The organism is Neobacillus drentensis, from assembly GCF_036962125.1.
Lineage (GTDB): Bacteria > Bacillota > Bacilli > Bacillales > Cytobacillaceae > Neobacillus > Neobacillus drentensis_B.
Window position 1 is genome coordinate 357,017 of the sequence record NZ_JBALOA010000014.1, and the last position, 25,810, is coordinate 382,826.

At 38.3% G+C, this 25,810-nt stretch carries 27 protein-coding genes; 26 read left to right on the forward strand and 1 reads right to left on the reverse strand.

Annotated elements, in window-relative coordinates:
* The first annotated feature begins 231 nt into the window (after positions 1 to 231).
* From aroC to ypjB, 15 genes are all read left to right on the forward strand, one after another.
* Positions 232 to 1,407 (forward strand): chorismate synthase, encoded by a 1,176-nt coding sequence (gene aroC, locus V7121_RS13565; RefSeq protein WP_335503398.1) that lies wholly within the window; start codon positions 232 to 234, stop codon positions 1,405 to 1,407.
* On the forward strand, positions 1,407 to 2,477 hold the full coding sequence (aroB, locus tag V7121_RS13570; protein WP_335503385.1) for a 3-dehydroquinate synthase: 1,071 nt from the start codon (positions 1,407 to 1,409) through the stop codon (positions 2,475 to 2,477). The genes aroC and aroB overlap by 1 nt, the downstream gene beginning before the upstream one ends.
* Before the next feature lie 16 nt (positions 2,478 to 2,493).
* Entirely contained in the window at positions 2,494 to 2,868 is a 375-nt protein-coding gene (gene aroH, locus V7121_RS13575; protein WP_335503389.1) for a chorismate mutase, read from the forward strand.
* A 54-nt stretch (positions 2,869 to 2,922) separates the two neighbouring features.
* Complete coding sequence (gene hisC / locus V7121_RS13580; protein WP_335546819.1) at positions 2,923 to 4,011, forward strand: histidinol-phosphate transaminase; 1,089 nt, start codon at positions 2,923 to 2,925, stop codon at positions 4,009 to 4,011.
* Positions 4,012 to 4,045: 34 nt separating this feature from the next.
* A complete protein-coding gene (locus V7121_RS13585) occupies positions 4,046 to 5,152 on the forward strand; it encodes a prephenate dehydrogenase (protein WP_335546821.1) in 1,107 nt (368 codons plus the stop codon).
* Positions 5,153 to 5,175: 23 nt separating this feature from the next.
* Complete coding sequence (gene aroA, locus V7121_RS13590; RefSeq protein ID WP_335503396.1) at positions 5,176 to 6,465, forward strand: 3-phosphoshikimate 1-carboxyvinyltransferase; 1,290 nt, start codon at positions 5,176 to 5,178, stop codon at positions 6,463 to 6,465.
* Positions 6,466 to 6,663: 198 nt separating this feature from the next.
* Positions 6,664 to 7,563: a hypothetical protein gene (locus V7121_RS13595; protein WP_335499843.1), complete on the forward strand. Its 900-nt coding sequence runs from the start codon at positions 6,664 to 6,666 to the stop codon at positions 7,561 to 7,563.
* A 21-nt stretch (positions 7,564 to 7,584) separates the two neighbouring features.
* On the forward strand, positions 7,585 to 8,850 hold the full coding sequence (locus tag V7121_RS13600) for a tetratricopeptide repeat protein (protein WP_335499841.1): 1,266 nt from the start codon (positions 7,585 to 7,587) through the stop codon (positions 8,848 to 8,850).
* 32 nt (positions 8,851 to 8,882) lie between these two features.
* On the forward strand, positions 8,883 to 9,449 hold the full coding sequence (locus V7121_RS13605) for a ReoY family proteolytic degradation factor (protein ID WP_335499839.1): 567 nt from the start codon (positions 8,883 to 8,885) through the stop codon (positions 9,447 to 9,449).
* A gap of 115 nt (positions 9,450 to 9,564) precedes the next feature.
* Positions 9,565 to 10,029, forward strand: coding sequence for a YpiF family protein (locus tag V7121_RS13610; RefSeq protein ID WP_335499837.1), 465 nt, complete (start codon positions 9,565 to 9,567; stop codon positions 10,027 to 10,029).
* Positions 10,030 to 10,172: 143 nt separating this feature from the next.
* Entirely contained in the window at positions 10,173 to 10,679 is a 507-nt protein-coding gene (locus V7121_RS13615) for a ubiquinol-cytochrome c reductase iron-sulfur subunit (RefSeq protein WP_335499835.1), read from the forward strand.
* Position 10,680: 1 nt separating this feature from the next.
* Positions 10,681 to 11,355 (forward strand): menaquinol-cytochrome c reductase cytochrome b subunit, encoded by a 675-nt coding sequence (gene qcrB, locus V7121_RS13620; protein ID WP_026563914.1) that lies wholly within the window; start codon positions 10,681 to 10,683, stop codon positions 11,353 to 11,355.
* Positions 11,356 to 11,419: 64 nt separating this feature from the next.
* A complete protein-coding gene (locus V7121_RS13625) occupies positions 11,420 to 12,193 on the forward strand; it encodes a menaquinol-cytochrome c reductase cytochrome b/c subunit (protein WP_335499832.1) in 774 nt (257 codons plus the stop codon).
* Between the two features lie 85 nt (positions 12,194 to 12,278).
* On the forward strand, positions 12,279 to 12,872 hold the full coding sequence (locus V7121_RS13630; protein WP_335546824.1) for a DUF1405 domain-containing protein: 594 nt from the start codon (positions 12,279 to 12,281) through the stop codon (positions 12,870 to 12,872).
* 66 nt (positions 12,873 to 12,938) lie between these two features.
* On the forward strand, positions 12,939 to 13,733 hold the full coding sequence (gene ypjB, locus V7121_RS13635) for a sporulation protein YpjB (protein ID WP_335499825.1): 795 nt from the start codon (positions 12,939 to 12,941) through the stop codon (positions 13,731 to 13,733).
* Positions 13,734 to 13,777: 44 nt separating this feature from the next.
* Here ypjB and V7121_RS13640 read toward each other — a convergent pair whose 3' ends face one another.
* Positions 13,778 to 14,650, reverse strand: coding sequence for a YitT family protein (locus tag V7121_RS13640; RefSeq protein ID WP_335499823.1), 873 nt, complete (start codon positions 14,648 to 14,650; stop codon positions 13,778 to 13,780).
* Between the two features lie 194 nt (positions 14,651 to 14,844).
* Here V7121_RS13640 and V7121_RS13645 point away from each other — a divergent pair, with 194 nt between their 5' ends.
* The 11 genes from V7121_RS13645 to dinG all read left to right on the forward strand — a co-directional run bounded on the left by V7121_RS13645 (position 14,845) and on the right by dinG (position 25,737).
* Entirely contained in the window at positions 14,845 to 15,180 is a 336-nt protein-coding gene (locus V7121_RS13645) for a nucleotide pyrophosphohydrolase (RefSeq protein ID WP_335499820.1), read from the forward strand.
* A gap of 14 nt (positions 15,181 to 15,194) precedes the next feature.
* Positions 15,195 to 15,998 (forward strand): 4-hydroxy-tetrahydrodipicolinate reductase, encoded by an 804-nt coding sequence (gene dapB / locus V7121_RS13650; RefSeq protein WP_335499817.1) that lies wholly within the window; start codon positions 15,195 to 15,197, stop codon positions 15,996 to 15,998.
* 11 nt (positions 15,999 to 16,009) lie between these two features.
* Positions 16,010 to 16,426: a methylglyoxal synthase gene (mgsA, locus tag V7121_RS13655; protein WP_335499815.1), complete on the forward strand. Its 417-nt coding sequence runs from the start codon at positions 16,010 to 16,012 to the stop codon at positions 16,424 to 16,426.
* On the forward strand, positions 16,419 to 17,129 hold the full coding sequence (bshB1, locus tag V7121_RS13660; RefSeq protein WP_335499813.1) for a bacillithiol biosynthesis deacetylase BshB1: 711 nt from the start codon (positions 16,419 to 16,421) through the stop codon (positions 17,127 to 17,129). The genes mgsA and bshB1 overlap by 8 nt, the downstream gene beginning before the upstream one ends.
* A 2-nt stretch (positions 17,130 to 17,131) precedes the next feature.
* Entirely contained in the window at positions 17,132 to 18,259 is a 1,128-nt protein-coding gene (bshA, locus tag V7121_RS13665; protein ID WP_335499812.1) for an N-acetyl-alpha-D-glucosaminyl L-malate synthase BshA, read from the forward strand.
* Positions 18,260 to 18,269: 10 nt separating this feature from the next.
* A complete protein-coding gene (locus V7121_RS13670; RefSeq protein ID WP_335499810.1) occupies positions 18,270 to 19,469 on the forward strand; it encodes a CCA tRNA nucleotidyltransferase in 1,200 nt (399 codons plus the stop codon).
* The gene (locus tag V7121_RS13675) at positions 19,454 to 20,431 is read left to right on the forward strand and encodes a biotin--[acetyl-CoA-carboxylase] ligase (protein WP_335546826.1); all 978 of its coding nucleotides are present in this window, start codon (positions 19,454 to 19,456) and stop codon (positions 20,429 to 20,431) included. Before V7121_RS13670 ends, V7121_RS13675 begins: the two co-directional genes overlap by 16 nt.
* Positions 20,432 to 20,670: 239 nt before the next feature.
* Positions 20,671 to 21,507, forward strand: coding sequence for a 3-methyl-2-oxobutanoate hydroxymethyltransferase (panB, locus tag V7121_RS13680; protein WP_335499806.1), 837 nt, complete (start codon positions 20,671 to 20,673; stop codon positions 21,505 to 21,507).
* Positions 21,504 to 22,352, forward strand: a complete 849-nt coding sequence (gene panC / locus V7121_RS13685) for a pantoate--beta-alanine ligase (protein ID WP_335499805.1) — start codon at positions 21,504 to 21,506, stop codon at positions 22,350 to 22,352. The genes panB and panC overlap by 4 nt, the downstream gene beginning before the upstream one ends.
* Positions 22,353 to 22,385: 33 nt before the next feature.
* Positions 22,386 to 22,769, forward strand: coding sequence for an aspartate 1-decarboxylase (gene panD / locus V7121_RS13690; protein ID WP_335499802.1), 384 nt, complete (start codon positions 22,386 to 22,388; stop codon positions 22,767 to 22,769).
* 169 nt (positions 22,770 to 22,938) lie between these two features.
* The gene (gene dinG / locus V7121_RS13695) at positions 22,939 to 25,737 is read left to right on the forward strand and encodes an ATP-dependent DNA helicase DinG (RefSeq protein WP_335499801.1); all 2,799 of its coding nucleotides are present in this window, start codon (positions 22,939 to 22,941) and stop codon (positions 25,735 to 25,737) included.
* Positions 25,738 to 25,810 lie beyond the last annotated feature (73 nt).

The window sequence follows — 25,810 nt, forward strand, 5'->3', positions numbered from 1 at the left end:
GAAGGACACTAGCCGCTAGGGCACTGAAGCTAGACAGTAATCTAAGTTTGAAAACTTATACATTTTTTTTTAAGGAGAGGCACTTGTATTGGAAAATACAAGTGCTTTTTTTTGTATTCGCATATAAAATTTACCTCTATTTTCTGAATAGTTATACTATGTTTATTTTGCGCTATATGGTATATTGATAAAAAAATTCTTTAATGAGTTGAAGGGGGAAAGAGAATGGGAATGAGATACCTAACAGCAGGAGAATCCCATGGACCGCAATTAACGACAATATTAGAAGGTCTCCCTGCTGGAATGCCATTATTGTTGGAAGATATAAATGAGGAATTATCCAGGCGCCAAAAAGGCTATGGCCGTGGAAGAAGAATGCAAATCGAAAAGGATACAGCTCAAATTGTTTCTGGAGTCCGTCATGGCTACACACTAGGTTCACCGGTTGCATTAGTAGTTCAAAACAATGATTGGAAGCATTGGACGAAAATAATGGGGGCAGAACCCTTAGAAGATGGGCAGGAGGATGAAGTAAAACGGAAAGTAACTCGGGCCCGTCCAGGACATGCAGATTTAAATGGGGCAATCAAATACGGGCATAGGGATATGAGAAATGTCCTTGAACGTTCCTCTGCACGTGAAACCACCGTTCGAGTGGCAGCAGGAGCTGTTGCCAAAAAGTTATTATCCTTAGTAGGTGTTGATCTCGTTTCACATGTGGTTGAAATTGGCGGAATTAAAGCTAACTTTGACGTTTCTACTATTTCATTTGAGGAATTAAAGAAAAAGACAGAAAACTCTCCTGTACGATGTGCTGACCCTAACATAGAAAACGAGATGATGGCAGCAATTGATGAAGCAAAGAAAAATGGTGACTCGATTGGCGGTGTTGTGGAAGTAATTGCGACTGGAATGCCTGCAGGAGTTGGAAGCTATGTTCATTACGATCGTAAATTAGATGGAAAATTAGCAGCGGCGATTATGAGTATAAATGCCTTTAAAGGTGTAGAAATTGGTATTGGATTTGAAGCAGCTGCAAAGCCTGGGAGTGAAGTTCATGACGAGATAGCCTGGGATAAGGAAAGGGGTTATTACCGTAAGTCTAACCGTTTAGGCGGATTAGAAGGCGGGATGACAACAGGTATGCCGGTTGTTGTCCGAGGTGTGATGAAACCCATCCCTACTTTATATAAACCATTAATGAGCGTGGATATTGATTCAAAGGAGCCCTTCTCTGCGAGCGTGGAACGTTCGGACAGCTGTGCAGTGCCTGCTGCTGCAGTTGTTGCAGAACACGCAGTTGCTTGGGAGCTTGCCAATGCGCTGGTTGACCAATTTTATAGTGATCGTTTTGAAGCTTTTGCTGCAGAAATCAAAAGGCAGCGAGAATATGCGAGGGAGTTTTAATGGAAACCATTCAAATTAATACAAAATCAAAAAACTATAATGTTTTTGTAGGGGAAGGGGTACGAAAGGAAATTAGTTCCTTTTTGGCCAATCATTTTGCAGGATTAACCAGAATATTAATTATTACAGACGAAACAGTTGCAAAACTTCATCTTGAAAAATTATTGTCTGAGTTGAACTTCTTAAACCCTGTCATTTATACTGCTCCTAGTGGCGAAAAGGCAAAAACATTTGATGTTTTCTATGATGCACTTTCAACTGCTCTCGAAAACCAACTGGACCGGAAATCTGTTATTCTTTCATTTGGTGGTGGTGCGGTTGGAGATCTGTCAGGTTTTGTTGCTGCTTCTTTTATGAGAGGAATACCATTTATTCAAATACCAACCACCATATTGGCTCATGATAGTGCGGTTGGCGGCAAGGTAGCTATTAATCATCCGCTTGGAAAAAATATGATTGGGGCCTTCCATCAGCCAGAGGCTGTTTTTTATGATTTAGAATTCCTGAAAACACTCCCAGCTCATGAAATTCGTTCCGGGTTTGCTGAGGTTATTAAACACGCACTTATCGATAATACAGAATTCTATGTTTGGCTAAAGGAAAATGTCGTTAATCTTCCAAGCTTACCTATGGATTTGCTGTCCGATTCCTTAATTAAAGGTATAAAAGTAAAAGGTAAGATTGTGGGCCAAGATGAAAAAGAAACTGGGGTACGAGCTTTCTTAAATTTTGGCCACACGTTAGGTCATGCGATTGAATCGGAAATGGGATATGGAAACTTTACACACGGGGAAGCAGTTATGATTGGCATGATTTTTGCGTTGAAATTAAGTAAACAATTACTAGGACTTTCATTTGATGTGGAAGAATTCATCGAATGGATTGAAAGTCTAGGTTATGAATCGGAAATCCCTGAGAATCTATCCTATGAAAAGTTAATTGCTAAAATGAGGCAGGATAAAAAGTCAATCGGTCATGTGATTCGATTTGTTCTGCTCGAACAATTGGGACAGCCAATTATCAGAGAGATATCGGAATCGGTTTTATTCGAACAGTTAAATAATAAATAAAAAGGGGGGCCTTTTCTTGATTAGAGGAGTGAGAGGAGCAATCACAATCAATCAAAATTCAGAGGAAGAAATCATCACGGCAACTGAAGAATTGATGGAGAGGTTAATTGAGGAAAATCAAATCCAACCAGAACAAGTCGGTTCCATTTTCATTTCAACAACGGGGGATATTAATGCAGCATTTCCAGCAAAGGCTTTGCGAAGCTTCGAGGGATGGACATATGTACCTGTAATGTGTATGCAAGAGATTCCTGTCCCCAATTCATTAAAGATGTGTATTAGAGTAATGATGCATGTGAACACTACTCAAGCTCAAGAAGAGGTTGTTCATGTATACTTAAAAGGGGCAAAGGTCCTAAGGCCAGACCTTGGCAGTAGTTTAGCGAAATAGGGAAACTTTCGAATGATGGTATACCTTAACCTTTTATGAACGGAGTGTAGAGAGATGAGATGGAAAGAACAGTTATTAACACTGACTCCTTATCAACCAGGAAAGTCTATAGAATCAGTTAAGAAACAGTATAACCTTGAGCATATAGTTAAGCTAGCGTCAAATGAAAATCCTTTTGGATGCTCCAAACAAGCCTTGGCTGCTTTACAATCGAATCCCGCCGGTTTAGCTATTTATCCTGATGGCTACGCAACAAATTTAAGAGAGACACTCTCCGCCTTTTTACAGGTAGAAGAGGAGGAACTTATTTTTGGGAATGGTTCAGATAATCTTATTCAAATTATTTCAAGGGCACTATTACATCCCGATGCCAACACGATTATGGCAGCACCTACTTTTTCACAATACAAGCATAATGCAGTGATTGAAGGAGCAATTTGTAAGGAAGTTCCACTTGTAAACGGTGACCATGATTTGGACGCGATGTTAGCGGCAATAGACGAAAAAACCAATATCATTTGGCTGTGCAGTCCTAATAATCCGACAGGTACATATATTCCAGAAAATAAATTAGTAGCATTTCTAGAAAAAGTCCCTGCAGATATCCTAGTTGTTCTGGATGAAGCCTATTATGAATATGTAATTGCTGAAGATTACTATAATTCGATTGATTTAACCCGTGAATTTGCAAATTTAATTGTTCTAAGGACTTTTTCGAAAATATACGGCTTGGCTGCTTTACGAATTGGCTATGGGGTAGCAAACCGCTCGATTATTAAAGCACTAGAACCTGCTCGAGAGCCCTTTAATGTTAATTCATTAGGTCAATTAGCCGCTTCTGCTGCCATTGAAGATAAAGAATTTATCAACAATTGTAAAGAAAAAAATAGACAGGGGCTCGAACAGTTTTATCAATTTTGTACGAAGAATGGTCTCGAATATTACCCATCACAAACAAATTTTATTTTAATTGATTGTAAAATGGATGGGAACAAGGTGTTCCAAGGCCTAATGGAAAAAGGGTACATCGTTCGCTCTGGAAATGCGCTTGGTTTTCCATCAGCAGTTAGAATTACAGTAGGCTCCTTGGAACAAAATGAAGGTGTCCTCAGAGCATTAGGTGAATTCTTAGCTCAAAATTAACCAAGCGAGCCTTAATGTTTAGGGGGAGTTATCATTGAAAGGCCGTGTTTTTGTTATTGGCTTAGGACTAATTGGAGGGTCGCTAGCCCTTTGTATTAAAAAGGAACATGAAGATGTAACAATTGTAGGTTTTGATATTAATAGTGAACAAGCTAGATTAGCAAAAATGCTCGGGGTGATTGATGAAATTGCAGGTGATATCTACAGTGGGGCTATAGATGCGGATTTAATTATTATTTCAGCACCTGTCAATGAAACAGAGGATATAATTCAATTTCTTGCTACCCTACCACTACAATCCGACGTAATTGTGACAGATACTGGCAGTACAAAAAGCAAAATAGTTGAAAGTGCCAGTCGCCTAAAGGAGCAGGGGATTACTTTTATAGGCGGGCATCCAATGGCCGGATCACATAAGAGTGGAGTTTCAGCTGCAAAAGAAATATTATTTGAGAATGCGTTCTACCTTTTAACACCAGAAGATTACATCTCAAAAGAAAAGGTAGAAAAATTGAAATCATGGTTAAACGGGACTAATGCCAAGTTTTTAATCGTAACACCTGAAAATCATGATTATCTAACAGGAATTGTTAGTCATTTTCCCCATATCATTGCTGCTTCAATTGTTCGCCAAACTGAAAAGTTGGCAAAAGCTGAAAGCTTAATTCCTCGACTTGCTGCCGGCGGGTTTAGAGATATTACGAGGATTGCCTCAAGCAGTCCAGAGATGTGGAAGGATATCCTCCTCCATAATCGCGATATATTAATTGAATTGCTAGATCAGTGGCAAACAGAAATGAATGGGGTAAAAATGCTCCTTGAAAATGAAAATAGTTCGGCAATTTATGATTATTTTCAACAGGCAAAACAATTCCGGGATGGCCTGCCTATGAAGGAAAAGGGCGCTATTCCAGCATTTTATGATTTATTTGTTGATGTACCGGACTATCCTGGTGTGATTTCAGAAATTACCGGTTACTTGGCGAAGGAAGATATTAGTATCACAAATATCCGAATTCAAGAAACACGTGAAGATATAAATGGTATTTTAATTATTAGTTTTCAAACAGAAGAGGACCGACAAAAAGCGGAGCAATGTATCGGAATTTATTCCAACTTTGAAACATCAATTGGTTCTTAAAATGATAATAAAAGGTGATTTCCATGACGACTTTTAAACTGAAGACAAACATAACAGGCTTAAATGGGGAAATAACAATTCCAGGGGATAAATCAATATCGCATCGATCTGTTATGTTTGGTTCGATTGCGCACGGCGAAACCATTGTTTCCAATTTCTTACCTGGGGAAGATTGTTTAAGTACGATTTCTTGCTTTCGAAAGCTTGGAGTTACGATTGAAGAATCCGATGGTCAACTTCGAATTATCGGAAAAGGATTTGAGGGGTTAACCGAACCAAAAGAGGTTTTAGATGTTGGTAACTCTGGAACAACGATCCGCTTATTGATGGGAATATTAGCAGGAAGACCATTTTTCTCCTCCCTTGTCGGAGATAACTCAATTGGCAAGAGACCCATGACTCGGGTAACGAACCCATTATCGGAAATGGGCGCCAGAATTGATGGGCGAAAGGACGGCTCCTTTACCCCCCTTTCTATTCGAGGCGGGGAATTAAAACCGATTAACTACTCACTTCCTGTTGCAAGTGCACAGGTAAAATCTTCCTTGATTTTGGCGGGACTTCAGGCAGAAGGACAAAGCGTCATTATTGAGCCGGAAGAAACACGCGATCATACCGAAAGAATGATTATTAAATTTGGTGGCGAAATCGATAAAGATAATCAAAAGATTATCGTAAAAGGCGGTCAAAAACTAACCGGGACGACGATTCGAGTTCCTGGGGATATTTCCTCGGCTGCATTCTTCCTAGTTGCTAGTGCAATTATTCCTAAAAGTGAGATTGTGTTGAAAAATGTCGGGTTAAACCCAACAAGAACTGGAATTATCGAGGTTATGAAAAAAATGGGTGCAGACTTAAAAATTGTTCAGGATGGGAATTCCTCATTTGAGCCAGTAGGTGACCTTATCATTAAGACCTCCACTCTCAAAGGTACAGTTATCGAAGGAAATTTAATTCCAAAATTAATCGATGAAATACCGATTATAGCCCTTTTAGCTACACAGGCTGAAGGGACAACAATCATTAAAGATGCCGAGGAATTAAAAGTTAAGGAAACAAATCGGATTAATACCGTTGTTAACGAACTTAAAGAATTGGGTGCTGAGATCGAAGCTACAGAGGATGGCATGATCATCCATGGGAAATCGAAATTAAGCGGTGGAACCGTTTCAAGCCACGGTGACCATCGAATTGGAATGATGCTCGCAATCGCAGCCCTCCTATGTGAAGAAAAGGTAGAGCTCGAAAACCCAGAAGCCATCTCGGTATCCTATCCGAACTTTTTTGACCATTTAAATAGTCTTATTCAGTAAAAGCTGCATGTGCAATGCAGCTTTTTCTTTTTTATAGTCAGCGTTAAGGTTAATGTGATTTGCGACCCTGTTGATTGGAGCGGGCATCAACAGACAATACAATAAAGCCCATATATTTATGGTATAGTTTTTAGAATTTTCACATAGCTTGTCTTAAGGAATAAAGTAAAAAGATAGGAATGAAAGGGGGGGGGGACGATGTATATCATTGAAAACGTAAATCTTCTAACAGATAACCAATTGAAAAAATGCTCTTTATTAATTAATAATAATCGCATAGCTAAGATTGATTCACACTTCAACAAGTATAGGCTAATGAAAATGAATGCAGATCCATATGTTATGACCCCGACTAATGTCCTGTTTAATTCAAATATTCCACAAATTAAAGCCTTTCGAGATTTAAAAGCGTATGTCATTGAGGAATTTTTGTTGAAAGGCTGTACCACCTTGTTCACCTATGTAAATGTTTCCTATGAACATGAATTATTACCAAAGATCTCTGAACTAAAAACTACTCTGTTAAGCAGCCCAATTGACTTTTGTTTTGGGGTAAGAATTCCGATTCGTTTAATCACGCAATCGTTTCTTAGAAAATGTAAAAAGAACAAAATACCGGCTATTTTTGTGGACCTCAGTTCCATAGATGAACTAGAAAAAGTTCCTTGGGGTTGGATTAGAGAAGCTATGTTTCCTTATAACAGTCCATTAATTCCAATAATTTCTTCCATTGAGAAGAAGGAAGTAAAGAGTGTTTTGTCGAAATGGAAAGGTATCATGAAAAGAGAGAATATCCCAGCTCTTTATGAGGAATTAGCAGAAAACCAACTATTATCCATTGCAGTATTAAATAAAATTGGTTTATATCCACAAAAAGCTAGTTTAATGTGCGGCAATGAAGTAAGTTATAATCTATATACAAAAAGAAAAGACAAGAATGTTGATGATGTCAATTTATTTCATTATCATAGTAATAGACTGGCAGTGACTGTTCATAAGGGAACGGTCATGCGAGCCGGAGATAACGTGTTATTTAAACCTGGATATGGAGAACATGTTAGGGTGCAAACCCCTTCCTATTTTTCCCTGCCAACATAGGAGAACGTGAGGTAAGTGTCAATGGAACGAGTTAACAAAATTATTATCATGTTAGAAAATGGCCAACATAATGAGGCATTAACTGAATATAATGTTGTATTAAAAAGTGGTTTGCCTGATGAAAAGTTTCTGCTTAGCGAAGAAATGTATCAATATGGTTTCTTAGACGAGGCAAAGGCTTTGGTAGAAAATCTGCTAGAAACATTCCCTGAGGAAGGGGAGCTTCTTGTCTTGTTAGGTGAAATCCTTGTTGAGGCAGGAAATGATGAAGAAGCGATTCTTGTCCTTGAAAAGATTTCAGAACATGATGCAAATTTTGGACAATCCTTACTATTATTAGCAGATTTATATCAAGTTCAAGGCCTATATGAGGTTTGTGAACGAAAACTTCTTAAGGCGAAGGAAATTTTACCCGAAGAAGTGATCATCGATTTTGCATTAGGTGAACTTTATAGTGAACAAGGTGAGATAGCAAAAGCACTTGAGGCTTATGAAAGGGTTTTAAAAGAAGAAAATGAAATAGCGGGGGTTAATATTAACCAACGGATTGCAGACCTGATAAGTGCGTCAGGAATGTTTGAGGATGCCTTGGTATATTATGAAAAGGCAATTAATGAGAAATTAGATATAAATACTTTATTCGGCTATGCTTTTACCGCCCTTCAGGCTGGATATTATCAAACCGCTATCGGAAGATTTCGTGAATTAAAAGAGCTTGACCCAGAATATCATTCATTGTATTTACACCTTGCTTTAGCCTATGAACGGGAAGGAGATCTTGAGAATAGCTTCCTTACCATTCAAGAGGGCATAAAACAAGATGAATTCAATAAAGAATTATTTCTCTTTGGGGGAAAAATAGCCGTTAAGTTAGGAAAAGTGGAGGAAGGAGAAAAGTATTTGCGTGAGGCAATTGCCTTAGACCCCGGTTTTATTGAAGCTGCTCTAACCTTAAATGAACTCTTTTTTCAGCAGGAAAGATATGAGGATGTTATTGAGTTAATTACTCAACTTGATATTAAAGAAGATGAAGAGCCTCAACTCTTATGGGATTCAGCAGTGAGCTATCAAAAATTAGAAAATTTTTCTTACGCATTAGACAAATATGAAAGTGCATATACTTTTTTTAAGAAAAATCAAACATTTTTACATGACTACGGTTATTTTTTAATTGAAGAAGGAAAAACGGACCGTGCCGCCGAAATTTTTAAACAGATGCTTATTGAAGATCCAACAAATGAGGAGTATATGGATTTACTTGGACGTCTTACAGGGTTGAAAGATTAAATAAGCTGAATTTGCAGAGGAGGGAAACTATCATGGCAACCCCTGTTTCTGTCAACGAGAAGAAGGACTTTATTCGCTGGTTTTTAAATCATTATCAATTAAAAAGAAGAGAATGTGTTTGGATTCTTAACTATCTAATGAGCCACGATCAATTAATGGAAAAGGTTCATTTTGTTGAGCAAGCACAGTATTGCCCAAGAGGTTTAATTATGTCTACCCATTGTGTTGATAAGGTGCCATTTCGTTTTTATAAAGAAAATGTGATGACAACGGATGCTGAGAAGTCCTTTCACGATATTCGCTTAAATCGAGACGAGGATATCTTTATTCAATTAAACTTCCATGCTTCAAATCAAGCACACCAGTATGCTGCTGTTCTAGAGGAAAATCTATACGTTCCGACACATCTGCAAGTGAATGAGAAGGATGGAATCATTGCTGAACAATTATTGCAGCAGAGCATTGAACATTTTCAACGTGAGAAACTCCTTCACTTAATCGATGAGGCCCTTGATAAACAAGATCGACATGCATTTCAGATCCTCACCCAAAAGCTTAATACTCTTACAACGTCAGAACAAAAAGGAAGCGTGCTTTAAGCAGCTTCCTTTTTGTTCTGCTCAAAAAACAATTTTAATCATCCCTTTATCTTTTATTGTTTTTGTAGAAAATGATATGATATTAATAGTGAAATCAAAAGGTTGGTGGATAGATATGAAATGGACATCTCAGGATATTGAGACGTATTTGAATGCGAAAGAGTATGTTGACACGGCAGTAGTTCCGTTAATTGCGCTATCTGTTGGGGATGAGATGAAGCAGTCGGCTGCATCATCTGAGTTTATTACTTTACTAACAGGACACTTAGAAAGACAATTTACGGGAAGATTATTACTATTACCTCCATTTACATATCTTAAATCTAAAAATAGTGAAAATACTATTAGTGATTTGAAGGACTGGGAAGCTAGCCTTGAAAAGGGGGAGTTTAAACATATTTTTTACATAACTTCTGAAATTGAATGGAGAGCACGAGAAGAGGTGTTAGCTGGATCGGTAATATGGCTTCCATCAATCCCGCTTGAACATATGAGTGATTCACAAAAACTGGCGGTAGTAGATAGCCAAGTAAAGCAACTCTTAAATCTTTTTACGCAAAAGTGGCATGAAAATGAGTAAAACCTCTTTTTAATGATGTTTTTAAAATAGTATGATATTGACCTAACATGCAGATTGATATATCATTGTTATGTCCTAGTTTTATATGTGTTTAAATTTTGTCCGTTGGACTTAACTTCGTGAATAGAGGGGGGGATATAAGCATGAGTAAGCAACGCGTTTCAAGACGTCAATTTTTAAGCTACACATTAACAGGGGTGGGCGGCTTCATGGCAGCTGGTATGTTAATGCCAATGGTACGTTTTGCTGTTGATCCTGTTTTAAAAGCTGACGAGGGCGGTGATTTCATCGCAACTAAGCAAAAAGTTTCTGAAATAACGGATGAACCGGTTCGAGTTGACTTTACATTTAAGCAAAAAGATGCTTGGTATGAGTCAGAGGTAACGAATACTGCCTGGGTTTATAAGAACGATGAGGGTAATATAGTAGCCCTTTCACCTACTTGTAAACATTTAGGGTGTACGGTTAACTGGAATACGGACAAGGAACATCCAAATCAATTCTTTTGTCCATGCCACTATGGCCGTTACACAAAGGATGGAACCAACGTTAAAGGTACACCACCACTTCACCCGCTTGATGTATATCCATACAAGGAAAAAGACGGTTTTCTTTATTTAGGTAAAGCTGAACCACGGAAGGAGGCGTAACATGTTAAACAAGATTTACGATTGGGTAGATGAACGTTTAGATATTACGCCTTTGTGGCGCGATATCGCAGACCATGAAGTACCTGAGCATGTTAATCCAGCGCATCACTTTTCAGCGTTTGTTTATTGCTTTGGGGGTCTTACATTCTTCGTTACAGTTATTCAAATTCTCTCTGGTATGTTTTTGACTATGTACTATGTACCGGATATCAAAAACGCATGGGAATCGGTTTATTATCTTCAAAATGAAGTTGCTTTTGGACAAATTGTACGTGGTATGCATCACTGGGGTGCAAGTTTAGTACTTGTAATGATGTTTTTACATACACTACGTGTTTTCTTCCAAGGTGCATATAAAAAGCCTCGTGAATTAAACTGGGTAGTCGGAGTTCTTATTTTCTTCGTTATGCTAGGCTTAGGTTTTACAGGTTACTTACTACCATGGGATATGAAAGCGTTATTTGCAACAAAAGTAGGTCTGCAAATTGCCGAGGCAACACCATTTATCGGTACGCAGGTTAAGGTTTTACTTGCAGGTCATGAACACATTGTTGGTGCTCAAACATTAACCCGCTTCTTTGCGATTCATGTTTTCTTCCTTCCGGGTGCATTGCTCGGTTTAATGGGAGCTCACTTCTTAATGATTCGTAAACAAGGTATTTCTGGACCTCTATAAAAATGGCTTTATATTAGAATCGATGTTTTTCTACTAACTACGGAAAAAGGAGGGGGATTGCTCGATGCATCGCGGTAAAGGATTAAAGTTCGTTGGTGATTCACGTGTTTTGGCACCTTCTGAACGAAAAAAAATGATTCCGAAAGATTACTCTGAATACCCTGGTAAAACAGAGGCGTTTTGGCCTAACTTCCTTTTGAAAGAATGGATGATAGGAGCCGTATTTCTTGTCGGTTTTTTATGTTTAACGGTTGCCCATCCGGCTCCGCTTGAAAGGATTGCGGACCCGACAGATACTGGGTACATTCCATTACCTGACTGGTATTTCTTGTTTTTGTATCAATTACTAAAATATTCATTTGCATCTGGTCCGTATACAGTAATAGGGGCAATGATTATGCCAGGACTTGCATTTGGAGGTTTATTACTTGCACCGTTCCTTGATCGTGGTCCTGAACGCCGCCCGATAAAGCGTCCTCTTGCAACTGGCTTCATGCTCCTATCATTAGCAGCAATTGTATTCTTAACATGGGAATCTGTTGCAACACATGACTGGGCTCAAGCTGAACGTCAAGGGAAAATTGTCGCAAAGGTTGAAATTGATAAAGCAAGTGCTGGATACAAAATAGCAAGTGCGAATACATGTATTACCTGTCATGGTGAGAACCTTTCAGGTGGTGCTGGTGCTCCTGCACTGGTCGGTACAGGTTTGAAACCTGATGAAATTGCTAAGATTGCCAAAGAAGGTAAAGGCGGTAAAATGCCTGCCGGTATCTTCAAAGGGACTGACGAAGAACTTAAAACTCTTTCTGAATTTATCTCTGGCCTTGGCAAATAATAATCAAAAAAGTTGAAAAGCTGACGAAGGTTCGTCAGCTTTTTTCTTCATGGAAAAAACTCTAGACAATGAAAGGAGTGTATTTGTGCGTTGGATTTATCCTCTCCTAGCAAATCGGTCAATACTAAAGCTGTTATTAATAATTAATATCGCTGGAACTATTTATGGCTATTATTGGTATGGATGGCAACTTAAAGAGACACCGGCTATTTTTCTGCCATTTGTTCCTGATAGTCCAACAGCTAGTTTATTTTTTGTTTTTGTTTTAATTGCTTTTCTATTAAGGCGGAATTGGCCACTAATTGAGGCATTAGCCATTGTCACACTTTTTAAATATGGAATTTGGGCAGTGGTAATGAATATTCTAGTCTACTTTGTTAATGGAGAACTGGATGCAGTTGGCTATATGTTAATTCTTTCCCATTTTGCAATGGCCGTCCAAGGTATATTGTATGCCCCATTCTACCGGTTTAAATGGAGGCATTTAATCCTTACTGCTATTTGGACACTACATAATGATGTGATAGATTATGTATTTTTCATGTTGCCAAGCTACCATATGCTAGATCGCTTCACACCCCAAATTGGCTATTTTACATTCTGGCTCTCGATACTATCAATCGGTCTTGCCTATTACTTTTCAATTCGTCCAAAACGGTACAAACTTGAAATAAAATAATCCAAGCTGGTCTAACCTTGTCCACTCCTACATACATTTTATTAGTAATGAGAGGGGGGACAAGGATTGAAAATCAAATGGTTATTTATATTTGCAATTATCATGATGCTTACTCCCAAAACTATTTTTGCTGAACAACAATCGCCAATGGAGAAGCTAGATGATATCTCAGATGAAGCGCTCCAAATGGTGAAGTTTCATAGATATGAAGATGCCAAGAGACTGCTTGATTATTTTTCTGACCAGTTCACAAGCCTTGCCAGTACCAAGCAGCCATTGACCATGGATGAGGTAAGAATCATTAATACCTCCCATGATGAAGCAGTGGAGGCAGCGGTTAGTTCCAATATGAAATATGAGGAACGAATAAATAAATTAGTCAAATTCCGTCTCGTCATTGATGCGATTGCCACGAACCATCAACCTTTATGGGTAGAAATGGAAGATCAGATTATGACAGCTTTTCACCAAGCTAAAGATGCTGCTAAAAAAGGTGATTCAGGCACCTTCCATTCAAACTTCAATTCGTTTTTATCTTTGTATAATGTCATCTATCCAAGTATGAAAATTGATGTGTCCGTAGAAAATGTGCAAAAATTAGATGCACGAATTGATTTTATTAATGAATATCGGTCACAAGTGGTTAATGATTCTAAAAGTCAGCAGGAATTGGATAAATTAGATACGGATTTAGTCAATCTCTTTTCCAATATGGAGAAGGATGAGGCTGACCCCAATATTTGGTGGGTCATTATCTCAACAGGAAGCATTATTATTATGACATTATCATATGTGGGCTGGAGAAAATATCAGGGTGAAAAGAACATGGAAAAAGACCGTTCTAGAGATTTAAAGGATTAATAGGAAAAAACGATACCCCTGTCAAGTCGACAGGGGTATCGTTTTTAATCTAATAATGGCATTTTATTTTCATCGAGCGTAAATCCTTCTCCATGAACATCATGTACAACAGTGATAGAAACAAAGGCATGTGGGTCTACAGATGTAATTACATTTTTTAAGCGGACAATTTCATTTTTAGCAACTACACAATATAAAACTTCACGTTCACTTTTAGTGTACGATCCATATCCTTTTAGGGCAGTTACTCCACGGTCCATCTCTTCCATTATTTTTGAAGCGATTTGCTCGTTTTTTTCCGAAATAATCATTGCACCTCGTGCAGAATAGGCACCCTCTAATATAAAATCAATGACTCTTGCGCCTATAAACACGGCCACAAGTGTGTACATGGCTTGTTTATAATTTAAGTAGGTTACCAGTGATAGGGCGATCACACACGCATCAAACAAGAACATTGTTTTCCCCATATTCCAGCCTGCATATTTTTGAACGAGCCGAGCGATTATGTCCACTCCGCCTGTTGTCCCTCCGTACCGGAATATGACTCCCAAACCTATGCCTGTCAAGACCCCTGCAAATAATGCTGCTAATGTTAAATCACTTTGAAGGGGCATATCAATCGCATAGCGCTGAAAAATCCATAAAAAAATCGACACACCTACCGTTCCTATAATCGTATAAAAAAATGTGTTACGACCTAATAGCTTCCAGCCGATAAAGAAAAGTGGAATATTTAAAAATAAATTAGAGTAGGACGGATCCCATTTAAACAAGAAATAAAATAAAAGTGCAATTCCTGTAAATCCGCCTTCTGCCAACTTGTTTTGCATATTGAAATTTACGAGACCAAACGACATAATTGCAGCACCCAATAGGATAAAAACTATGTTTTTTAATCTAAGACCTTGCAACATGATTAACCTCCTCTACCATAAATTCTCTCATATGGCGGTTTTTATTATATCGAATTAAAAATGTTAGAGCAATGGGAAGTGAAAAAGTGTTGTTAATAAATGAAATCATTTGTAAAACCGCGGTATTTTAGCTAACATAAACAATGAATAAGAAAATGAACATAATAATCAGTTAGATTATCGAGGTGAATTATATGGCCAAAGAAAAGACGATAAATGACCTTCAACAAGAGGTAGATGTGTATATTAGTCAATTTAAAGAAGGTTATTTTAGTCCTCTTGCGATGCTGGCACGCCTAACAGAGGAACTAGGTGAATTTGCTAGAGAGGTAAACCATTATTATGGGGAAAAACCAAAAAAAACGAGTGAAACTGAAAAAGCAATTGAGGAAGAGCTCGGTGATCTACTATTCGTATTAATCTGTTTTGCTAATTCTTTACATATTAGCCTTGAAGATGCACATGATTTAGTAATGGAAAAATTTAAAACCAGAGACAAGGATCGTTGGACTAGAATCAATGAAGAGTAAAAGGAGAGAACTATATGGAAAAGATTAGAATTATCGTAGCTGGTCCGCGTGGTAGGATGGGTAGTGAAGCTGTTAAGATGGTAAATTCTACAGAACACTTTGAATTAGTGGCAGCGGTTGATCATAAATATGACGGAATCATGTTAAGCGATTTAGAAGGTCTTCATTCCATACATAACGTACCAGTTTATTCAAATATCGAAACTTGCCTGCAGAATGTCGGTGCTGATGTATTGATTGACCTTACCACCCCGGAAGTGGGGATGCACCATACCAAAACTGCACTTGCCTACAATGTTCGCCCTGTTGTAGGTACCACAGGCTTTACCGCCAGTGATTTAGAGGAATTAGAACATATTTGTCAGGAGAAAGACCTAGGTTGTATAATTGCTCCTAATTTTGCAATTGGTGCCGTGTTAATGATGAAGTTCTCCCAAATGGCAGCAAAATATTTTAGCGATGTAGAAATTATTGAATTACACCACGACCAAAAGCTAGATGCTCCTTCTGGAACAGCAGTCAAAACAGCGGAAATGATTTCAGCAGTTCGAGAAACTAAGGAACAAGGACATCCTAATGAAAAAGAAACAATCCAAGGTGTACGGGGAGGAAACTACGATGGGATGCACATTCATTCCGTCCGCTTACCAGGATTAGTTGCACATCAACAGGTTTTATTTGGTTCTGATGGTCAGACACTAACAATTAGACACGACTCCTACAATCGTGGGTCGTTTATGTCAGGTGTAAAAGTGGCAGTTGAGTCAGTGATGGAACATAATAGCTTTGTTTACGGACTTGAAAATATATTAGTATAAGGGGTAATTTTATGAATATCGCTTTAATCGCTCATGATAAAAAGAAAAATGATTTAGTTCAGTTTGCGACAGCCTATCAATATATTTTTTCGAAACATACGTTGTTTGCTACGGGGACAACAGGGACTAGGATTAGTGAGGCAACGGGCCTCACGATTACTCGGTTCCAATCTGGACCACTTGGCGGTGACCAACAAATTGGGGCAATGATTGCCCAAAATAAAATGGATGCAGTTTTCTTTTTCCGCGACCCATTAACCTCCCAGCCCCATGAACCGGATGTAACAGCACTGGTAAGGCTGTGTGATGTGTATTCGATCCCGCTTGCTACCAATATGGGGACAGCTGAATTATTGATTAGAGGCTTAGAACTAGGGCTAATTGAATGGAGAAATCTAACTAAAGAGAACGGTGTAATCAATGAATAATCAACACCTTCATGCCCTTGCATTTGGTGCACATGCAGATGATGTCGAGATTGGCATGGCTGGTACGATTGCAAAATATACATCTGAAGGAAAACAAATTGGCATCTGCGACCTAACAGATGCCGACCTTTCCTCAAATGGTAATGTTACTTTAAGAAAACTAGAGGCTGCAAATGCGGCTGAGGTCCTTAATGTTTCCATGCGGACATCACTTGCACTCCCAGACAGGGGATTATTTCTTACAGAAGAATACATAAGGAAGATTGCGTCAATTATTAGAACATACAAGCCTCAAATCGTATTTGCACCGTATTTCGAAGATCGTCACCCAGACCATGGTAATTGTGCAAAATTAGTGGAAGAGGCAGTCTTTTCTTCAGGTATTAAAAAATATCTGACAGAAGAAGATCAGCCTGCGCACCGTGTGGAGAGAGTTTATTTTTATATGATTAATGGTTTTCATAAACCAGATTTTACAATAGATATTACACAATTTATGGATAAAAAACTTCAAGCCTTAAGGGAATACAAAAGCCAATTTGAACCATCAGAAGGAAGTTACAATACCCCGCTTGTTAACGGGTATATTGAAACCGTCGAGGCGAGGGAAAGAATGTTTGGCAAGCTTGTTGGTGTTACATTTGCAGAGGGGTTCAAAACGAAGGTTCCCATTGTTTTGAATCGTGATTTGATAGGAGAATAATCATGAGGAAACTAAAAATTGGAATTACTTGCTATCCGACAGTAGGCGGTTCAGGTGTGGTGGCGACGGAATTAGGGAAAATGCTCGCTGAAAAGGGTCATGAAATACATTTTATTTCATCGAGCATCCCTTTTAGGCTCAATAAAATGTATCATAATATCTATTATCATCAAGTCGAGGTAAATCAGTATTCCGTGTTTCAGTATCCACCATATGATATTGCTTTAGCAAGTAAAATGGCAGAAGTAGCTAATCGGGAAAAGTTAGATATACTTCATGTCCACTATGCTATTCCTCACGCAGTTTGCGCTATATTAGCAAAGCAAATGAGCCAACGTGATTTTAAAATTGTTACGACATTACATGGAACCGACATAACGGTGTTAGGATATGATCCCTCTCTGACTGATGCCATTAAATTCGGTATCGAAAAGTCGGATGTTGTCACAGCAGTTTCCAAAGCACTAGTGGACCAGACATATGAACTGATTAATCCTGATAAACAAATCGAAACTGTCTACAATTTTATTGATGACCGCATCTATAAAAAGAGTGATGCAGGGCTGTTAAAATCAGATTTTGAGATAAAAGAAGAAGAGAAGGTTATTATTCATGTTTCCAACTTCCGGCCAGTGAAGCGGGTGAAAGATGTAGTGAAATCTTTTGCCATGATTGCTGCTGCAATGCCAGCGAAATTACTATTGGTCGGTGATGGTCCTGAGATGACCATCGTTTGTAAGCTTGTTAGAGAGTTTGGATTAGAAGATCAAGTCATTTTCCTAGGTAAACAAGAGAGCTTAGAGGAATTGTACTCTATTAGTGATTTAATGCTGCTATTATCGGAAAAAGAAAGTTTTGGACTGGTTGCATTAGAAGCGATGGCATGTGGTGTCCCATGTATTGGTACGAATGTCGGAGGAATGCCGGAAGTTATCAATCATGGAGTAAACGGATTTATCTGTGAAGTTGGAGACATCGAGGACATTTCCAGTAAGGCTCAGGCTGTTTTAAGCGATCAAACCCTGCACCAACAATTTTCTAACCAGTCTTTATACACAGCAAAAACTACATTTAAAGCGGATCAAATTGTTGAACAATACGAGCAACTATATTTTAATTTACTGAATTAAGGTGAAGTAAATGTCAGACCCATTTTTATCTGCAATTCCTGTTCTAAAAAAGCTGGAGGATGCGGGTTATGAAGCCTATTTTGTAGGTGGTTCAGTGAGAGATTTTCTTCTAAAAAGAGATATTCACGATGTGGATATTGCCACTAGTGCAACTCCGGCTGAGGTGAAAGAGATCTTTCCGAAGACTGTTGATATTGGAATAGAACATGGAACAGTACTCGTCCTTTTTAATCAAGGAGCATATGAAATTACAACCTTCAGAACAGAAACGGAATACGAGGATTTTCGTAGACCAAAAGAGGTCACGTTTATTCGTAACTTAAAGGACGACCTACAGCGCAGAGACTTTACCATGAATGCAATCGCAATGGATCGAAATAGAAAATTGATTGATCCATTTAATGGATATTTGGCCATTCATGAAAAAATAATTCAAACGGTTGGAAGTCCAAATGAACGTTTCCAAGAAGATGCCTTAAGAATGATGAGAGCCGTTCGGTTTGTAAGCCAGCTTGCTTTTCAAATCGAAACCGGCACATTTCAGGCATTATCTAATTTGTCCCACTTACTTGAGAACATTGCCGTGGAAAGAAAAAGAGCAGAGTTTGAGAAAACCATTATTGGAAAAAATAAACGAACTGCGCTGGAAATCTTACTTGAAACTAAGGTCTATTTATATTTACCAGGTTTGAAAGACCAGAGGAAACAATTAGAGAAAGTGCTTAGTTATACTAGCGGCCATCTCGGTACCATTGAAATGTGGTCATTAATAGTTTATTGCTTAAACTTAAAAGAAAAAGAGATTGAGGAATTTTTAAAAGAATGGCGACTTGCACTTAAGGAAATAAGAGAAATTGGCCGAGTGGTTCATTTTTTGTATAGAAGAATGCAACAGAATTGGACCATTTATGACTTATATTCCGCAGGATATGATGTAATTCGGTCAACCGAAAGAACTTACCTTGTTATTAATGGAATAAACGAAGAGGAATCGATTGGTCATTGGCTAAGCGTGTACGAATCGCTTCCCATAAAAGAACGATCAGAAATGAATGTTTCTGGTAATGATTTAATGGATTGGTTCAATAAACGGGGAGGCCCATGGCTAAAAGAAACCCTGTTAACAATCGAACATGAGATTTTGACCGGGCAACTAGACAATGAAAAAGAGAAAATCAAGGAGTGGCTAATGAAGTGCAATCAGAAATAAGAAAAGAATTACTTGATGCCTTTTCCAATGCAGGTGATGACTTTTTATCAGGACAGCATCTAGCAGAACTCATTGGCTGCTCAAGGACGGCAGTATGGAAACATATAGAAGAATTAAGAAAAGAAGGCTTTGAGTTAGATGCAGTTAGAAATAAGGGATACCGGATTATAAAAACGCCAGAAAAAATAACGGCGGATGAAATTAGACTCGGTTTATCAACTATGTTCATGGGGAGAAATATCCATTATGAAGATACTGTTGAATCAACCCAAAAGATTGCCCATCATTTGGCTTCAGAAGATGCTCCTGAAGGAACCATTATTATAGCTGAAGAGCAATTGTCTGGACGGGGTAGAATGGCCCGCAAATGGCATTCCCCCAAATATACTGGTATTTGGATGAGCATGATCCTGCGTCCTAATATTCCCCTCAATCACGCGCCACAATTGACGTTGTTGGCTGCAGTTGCGATAGTTCAAGCATGTGAAGAAATGACAGACCTGATCCTAGATATAAAATGGCCAAATGATATTCTAATTAGCGGAAAAAAAATAACAGGTATTTTAACAGAATTACAGGCTGAGGCTGATCAAATTCACTCGATAATTATGGGAATTGGTATAAATGTGAATCAAAAGAAAGACGATTTTCCATCAGAACTTCGAGAAATTGCCACTTCCCTTTTCATTGAGAAGGGCGAAACGGTCTCGAGAGCGGAATTAATTAAAAGTATTCTTAAGCACTTTGAGAATCTGTATACGCTGTACCTAGAACAGGGATTCTTACCAATCAAACTTTTATGGGAGGGCTATGCAACTAGTATCGGCAAGAATATAAAAGCGAGAACTTTAACGAAAACGATTGAGGGAAGAGCACTCGGAATCACAAATGATGGTGTATTGAAATTGGAAGATCAGACAGGCTTCATCCATCATATATATTCCGCCGATATTGAGATATAAGGCTTGAACTTTTCGTTAAATTTGCTATAATTCATTCCAATGGGCAGTATCCAATGAGAACTGCACCCCAAGCATCAAACAATTAAAAAGGTTTCTGCCTAGATCCGTGTTACGGACCGGGACAGAGGGATGAAGTATGTAAAAGAGTAACCCGAGATCCTCTGCCTTCAGAAGGATCTTTTTATTTGCTCTTCGAAAAGCTTTTAATCCCCTCTCCCAACTAAAAGGAGGGAAAGTTGATGAAGCAAGCAACAGATTTTTTGAAAATGAAGGATAATAACGAAAAGATTGTGATGTTAACAGCGTATGATTATCCATCTGCTAAACAAGCAGAAGAAGGCGGTGTAGATATCATTTTGGTGGGAGATTCTCTAGGGATGGTGGTCCTTGGCTATGATTCCACCATACCAGTGACGCTTGATGACATGATTCATCATACGAAGGCAGTTAAACGAGGGGCAAAAGATACCTTTATTCTCGCGGATATGCCATTTTTAACTTATCATTTATCTGTTCGGGATACATTAGTAAATGCAGGCAGACTTATACAAGAAACAGGGGCACATGCCGTCAAACTTGAAGGCGCAGATGATGTCCTTGAAAAAATTACTGCTCTCACGAAAGCAGGGATCCCCGTATGCGCTCACTTAGGATTAACCCCGCAATCAGTAGGGGTATTAGGCGGGTATAAAGTGCAAGGGAAAGATGCCGAGGCAGCTAGAAAATTAATAGCTGATGCAAAGAAATGCGAAGAGGCTGGTGCGTTTGCCATCGTTCTTGAATGTGTCCCAAAACAATTAGCAGAAGAAATAACTCAAAGTCTCTCAATACCTATAATTGGTATTGGAGCGGGAGCAGCGGTGGATGGTCAAGTGCTCGTCTATCATGATATCCTCGGCTATGGCGGCCACCGGGTACCGAAGTTTGTAAAACAATACCATTCCGTAAATCCTTTTATGATCGAATCTATCCAAGCATATGCAGCCGACGTTAAGAATGAACAATTTCCTGAAGACAAACATTCGTTCACAATGAACGAACAGGAACTGAAGGGGCTTTATGGAGGTATAAAATGAAGATAATTACTACCATTAAGGAAATGCAGGCGATTATTGCTGCACAGAAAAGCCAAGAAAAGTCGATTGGCTTTGTTCCAACGATGGGTTTTCTGCATGAAGGCCATTTAACACTGTTAAATAGAGCAAGACAAGAGAATGATCTCGTTGTTCTAAGCATATTTGTTAACCCGCTTCAGTTTGGTCCGAAAGAGGATTATGCTGAATACCCGCGTGACTTTGAACGTGATAGAGCCTTGGCAGAAGGCGAAAAGGTTGATTTTCTCTTTTACCCTGCAGTAGAGGAAATGTATCCACATGAACTTTCAGTTAAAGTTACTGTACAAGATCGTACCGATGTATTATGCGGGAAATCACGACCTGGCCATTTTGATGGCGTAGCAACGGTCATAACAAAGTTCTTTAATATTATTAGCCCTACACGAGCTTATTTTGGAAAAAAAGATGCCCAGCAAGTGGCGGTTATTGAGGGGCTAATTTCTGATTTTAATATGCCGGTAGATCTTGTCGCTGTTGATATCGTACGTGAAAATGACGGACTAGCCAAAAGTTCTCGAAATGTTAATCTTTTGCCACAAGAAAGGCAAGTTGCACCTGTTTTATATCAAAGCCTACAAGCTGCAGAGGCAGCCTTACACGAAGGTGAGCAGAATCCGATTAAATTGATTGAAATGATTCGAGAAATGATCAATAAAGAAACAAATGGTGAAATTGATTATGTTCAAATATATTCCTATCCACAATTAAAACCGTTGGAAAAATTAGAGGGTACCATCATTATTGCCCTTGCTGTAAAATTTACAAAGGTACGATTAATAGATAATACCATTACGAACATAGATTGATTGGGACTTAGGAGGAAATGGAGGAAGAGGACAATGTATCGCAACATGATGAACGGTAAAATCCATCGTGCTACTGTCACGGAGGCAAATTTAAACTATGTTGGCAGTATTACCATCGATGAAGACTTAATAGATGCAGTCGGCATGGTGGCTAATGAAAAAGTACAAATTGTTAACAATAATAATGGTGCACGCTTAGAAACCTATATTATTCCAGGCGAAAGAGGAAGTGGGGTCGTTTGTTTAAATGGTGCTGCTGCCCGTCTTGTTCAAAAAGGTGACATCGTTATTATCATTTCCTACGCGCTGATAGCTGAGGATAAAGTGGCAAATCATCAACCTAGAGTAGCAATAATGGATGAAGAAAATCGCATTAAAGAACTTATTCATGCAGAACCTGCACTCACAATCATGTAATCCCCTTTTTCGGGGATTTTTTTCTTTTTTATCAAGAGTTTTATATAATTAATACTAAAATCATTGTATTGTTATATGGTAGTGTTGAAAGATTCAGAGGGTATATATTTTTTATTTTGAGGATAATGTGATACCGTTTGAATGAACATAGGTTTGGGGTGTTAAGGAAATGCAAAATAAATACGTCGTAGTTGATTTGGAAACAACAGGAAACATTCCAAAGAAGGGTGATAAAATCATCCAATTTGCAGCGGTGGTCATTGAAAATGGAAGAATCACAGATAGGTTTTCATCATTGATTAATCCTCAAAAATCCATTCCGTTATTTATTGAAGAATTGACTGGATTAAATGACGATATGGTTAAAGAGGCGCCGCTTTTTGCAGAGATCGCAGAAAAGGTAATGTCATTACTAGATGGAGCCTATTTTGTTGCACATAATGTTTTATTTGACTTGTCTTTTCTTCAAGAGGAATTAATTAAATCAGGCCAGGAGGGATTTTTTGGACCTGTTCTGGACACGGTTGAAATGGCGAGAATTCTTTATCCGACTGCAGATGGGTATAAGTTATCAGATTTAGCGGTAAGAGAAAACTTAAATCATGATCGCCCCCACCAAGCAGACAGTGACGCAGAGGTAACTGCTGAGCTTTTCATCATTCTTTTAGATCGATTAACATCATTACCCATGACTACATTAAAGCAGCTTTCTCATTTATCAGGGGGATTGAAGAGCGATTTGCAGCAATTACTTGATGAAATACTAGTAAGAAAAGAAGACGAAATTGAAAAGTTGCCTGAGTGGATAGAGATATTTAATGAATTAGCTTTAAAAAAACATTCAAACCATTTTGTATCGACTGATGATAAGGAATATCAATATCCTGTCACTGAAGCTGAAAAGATTAGCTTAGTCAGCCAAGCATTTGAAGCTTTTGAAAAAAGAACAGGTCAGTTTGTCATGATGGATACAGTCTATCAGGCTTTTCAAAGTGAAAGGCATGCTGTCATTGAAGCTGGGACTGGTGTCGGAAAATCACTGGGTTATTTGCTGCCAATTGCCTATTATTCACGGCAAAATAGGCTTCCCGTCGTGGTGAGTACCCATACTATCCATTTGCAAGAACAGATTCTAAGAAAAGAGATTCCACTCCTCACCAAACTATTGCCCTTTATATTACACTCCGTACTTCTAAAGGGTAGAAGTCATTATATTAGCTTGGAAAAGTTTCATCAGACACTTTCAGATGATAATGATAATTACGATACTGGCTTAACAAAAATGCAAATTCTTGTCTGGCTGATTGAAACAGAAACCGGTGATCGGGATGAATTAAATCTCTCTAGTGGCGGACAAATTTTTTGGAATAAAATTAAGAACGAACCAGCATTTTTTTCACAGAATCCAGCGTGGCAGGAAAGAGACTTTTATATAAAGGCAAAAAGAAATGCACAAGCTGCCGATATTATAATAACCAACCATTCGTTATTATTAAGCGATATTAAAGGTGAAGGCTCCATTTTGCCTGAATTTTCATATGCCATTATTGACGAAGGTCATCACTTTGAAAAAGCAGCCAGTCAGTTTTTTGGTCATACATTAGATTATTTATCGACCAGACTTTTATTAAGTCAATTTGGTCTATACGATCAAAAACAACTCTTTTACGAGATGGAAAAGATAATTGCTTCAGTAACTCAGAAACATGTAGTCGTCCCATCTATGGCTAAATTAAATCAGCTAATAGTTGATCTTACATTTGAAACAGATGAACTTTTCCAATTGATTGCCTCTTTTGCGAGAGCGATAATGTCTAATAAAAAGGGAATAAATCGTGGCAAAGTTCGCTTTGCACCGGATGACGAAGCAAAAGAAAAAAAGGCGGTAGTTCATAGTGCAGAAAGATTTGTCTTTTTACTAAAAGACCTCCACTCAGAAATCATGGAACGTCTAGAATGGGTCAAAAAGGAAAGGGTCTCTTTATCACGATTACATGAAAGTAAATTGGAAGAAATCTTATCTTTTCTAAATGATGTAATCGAGCTTAGAAATACAGTTATTAATTCCTTTCTAAAAATAACCAACGATGTAAAATGGATTGAAATAGATATTCGCTCGCCACAAAATGTGACTACATTTATCGTCCAGCCTACTTCTGTGGCTGGGAAGCTGCAGGAGCAGTTCTTTCAGCAAAAAAAAGCAGTCGTATTTACGTCAGCCACTTTGACAGTTAATAAATCATTCGACTATTTCATAAATGAAATCGGCCTAGTACCTGATTCAACTTTACAGTTAAATATCCCATCTCCATTTGAATATAATCAACAGGTGCAGTTACTAATTCCTGAGGACCTTCCAGAAATCAACACGGTATCCTTAGATGATTATGTCATTTCAATCACGGAGCATATAATTACAATTGCGGAAGCAACGAAAGGACGAATGCTCCTGCTATTTACCGCCTATGACATGCTAAAGAAAACCTATGAACTAATCAAAGAAAGTGGTTTTTTGCATGACTATGCGATGATAGCGCAAGGGATAACAAGTGGCAGCAGAACAAGGCTAACGCGAAATTTCCAACGATATGACAAGGCAATTCTGTTAGGTACTAGCAGCTTCTGGGAAGGGGTAGATATACCCGGAGAAGACTTATCCTGCCTAGTTATTGTCAGGCTTCCATTTAGCCCGCCAGATGATCCATTAACTGAAGCAAAATGTAAATTAATTGAAAAACGAGGCGGTAATCCATTTTCAGAATACTCACTTCCTGAAGCGATCCTTAGGTTCAAACAAGGATTTGGACGACTGATTCGGACAGAAAATGACCGGGGAATTATTGTGGTCTTCGATAAAAGGATTGTAACTACTAAATATGGTAAGGCCTTTTTGAAATCAATTCCGTCTGTCCCTATAAAACGGGGGAAGATGGATGAACTAGTTGAAATTATTAACTCATGGCTTTGAAATGAAGTTGAGTGAGGAGATTATACACATTCATATACTGGATAAAATTTGGTAAAATACACATCCTATAGGT

Coding starts and splice junctions, on each gene's coding strand:
- bshB1 (WP_335499813.1), top strand. CDS start 16,419: ATGAATAATCAACACCTTCATGCCCTTGCATTTGGTGCACATGCAGAT.
- panB (WP_335499806.1), top strand. CDS start 20,671: ATGAAGCAAGCAACAGATTTTTTGAAAATGAAGGATAATAACGAAAAG.
- dapB (WP_335499817.1), top strand. CDS start 15,195: ATGGAAAAGATTAGAATTATCGTAGCTGGTCCGCGTGGTAGGATGGGT.
- V7121_RS13600 (WP_335499841.1), top strand. CDS start 7,585: ATGGAACGAGTTAACAAAATTATTATCATGTTAGAAAATGGCCAACAT.
- dinG (WP_335499801.1), top strand. CDS start 22,939: ATGCAAAATAAATACGTCGTAGTTGATTTGGAAACAACAGGAAACATT.
- hisC (WP_335546819.1), top strand. CDS start 2,923: ATGAGATGGAAAGAACAGTTATTAACACTGACTCCTTATCAACCAGGA.
- panC (WP_335499805.1), top strand. CDS start 21,504: ATGAAGATAATTACTACCATTAAGGAAATGCAGGCGATTATTGCTGCA.
- V7121_RS13605 (WP_335499839.1), top strand. CDS start 8,883: ATGGCAACCCCTGTTTCTGTCAACGAGAAGAAGGACTTTATTCGCTGG.
- V7121_RS13640 (WP_335499823.1), bottom strand. CDS start 14,650: ATGTTGCAAGGTCTTAGATTAAAAAACATAGTTTTTATCCTATTGGGT.
- V7121_RS13610 (WP_335499837.1), top strand. CDS start 9,565: ATGAAATGGACATCTCAGGATATTGAGACGTATTTGAATGCGAAAGAG.
- mgsA (WP_335499815.1), top strand. CDS start 16,010: ATGAATATCGCTTTAATCGCTCATGATAAAAAGAAAAATGATTTAGTT.
- V7121_RS13625 (WP_335499832.1), top strand. CDS start 11,420: ATGCATCGCGGTAAAGGATTAAAGTTCGTTGGTGATTCACGTGTTTTG.
- V7121_RS13645 (WP_335499820.1), top strand. CDS start 14,845: ATGGCCAAAGAAAAGACGATAAATGACCTTCAACAAGAGGTAGATGTG.
- V7121_RS13615 (WP_335499835.1), top strand. CDS start 10,173: ATGAGTAAGCAACGCGTTTCAAGACGTCAATTTTTAAGCTACACATTA.
- aroB (WP_335503385.1), top strand. CDS start 1,407: ATGGAAACCATTCAAATTAATACAAAATCAAAAAACTATAATGTTTTT.
- aroA (WP_335503396.1), top strand. CDS start 5,176: ATGACGACTTTTAAACTGAAGACAAACATAACAGGCTTAAATGGGGAA.
- bshA (WP_335499812.1), top strand. CDS start 17,132: ATGAGGAAACTAAAAATTGGAATTACTTGCTATCCGACAGTAGGCGGT.
- V7121_RS13595 (WP_335499843.1), top strand. CDS start 6,664: ATGTATATCATTGAAAACGTAAATCTTCTAACAGATAACCAATTGAAA.
- qcrB (WP_026563914.1), top strand. CDS start 10,681: ATGTTAAACAAGATTTACGATTGGGTAGATGAACGTTTAGATATTACG.
- V7121_RS13670 (WP_335499810.1), top strand. CDS start 18,270: ATGTCAGACCCATTTTTATCTGCAATTCCTGTTCTAAAAAAGCTGGAG.
- aroC (WP_335503398.1), top strand. CDS start 232: ATGAGATACCTAACAGCAGGAGAATCCCATGGACCGCAATTAACGACA.
- panD (WP_335499802.1), top strand. CDS start 22,386: ATGTATCGCAACATGATGAACGGTAAAATCCATCGTGCTACTGTCACG.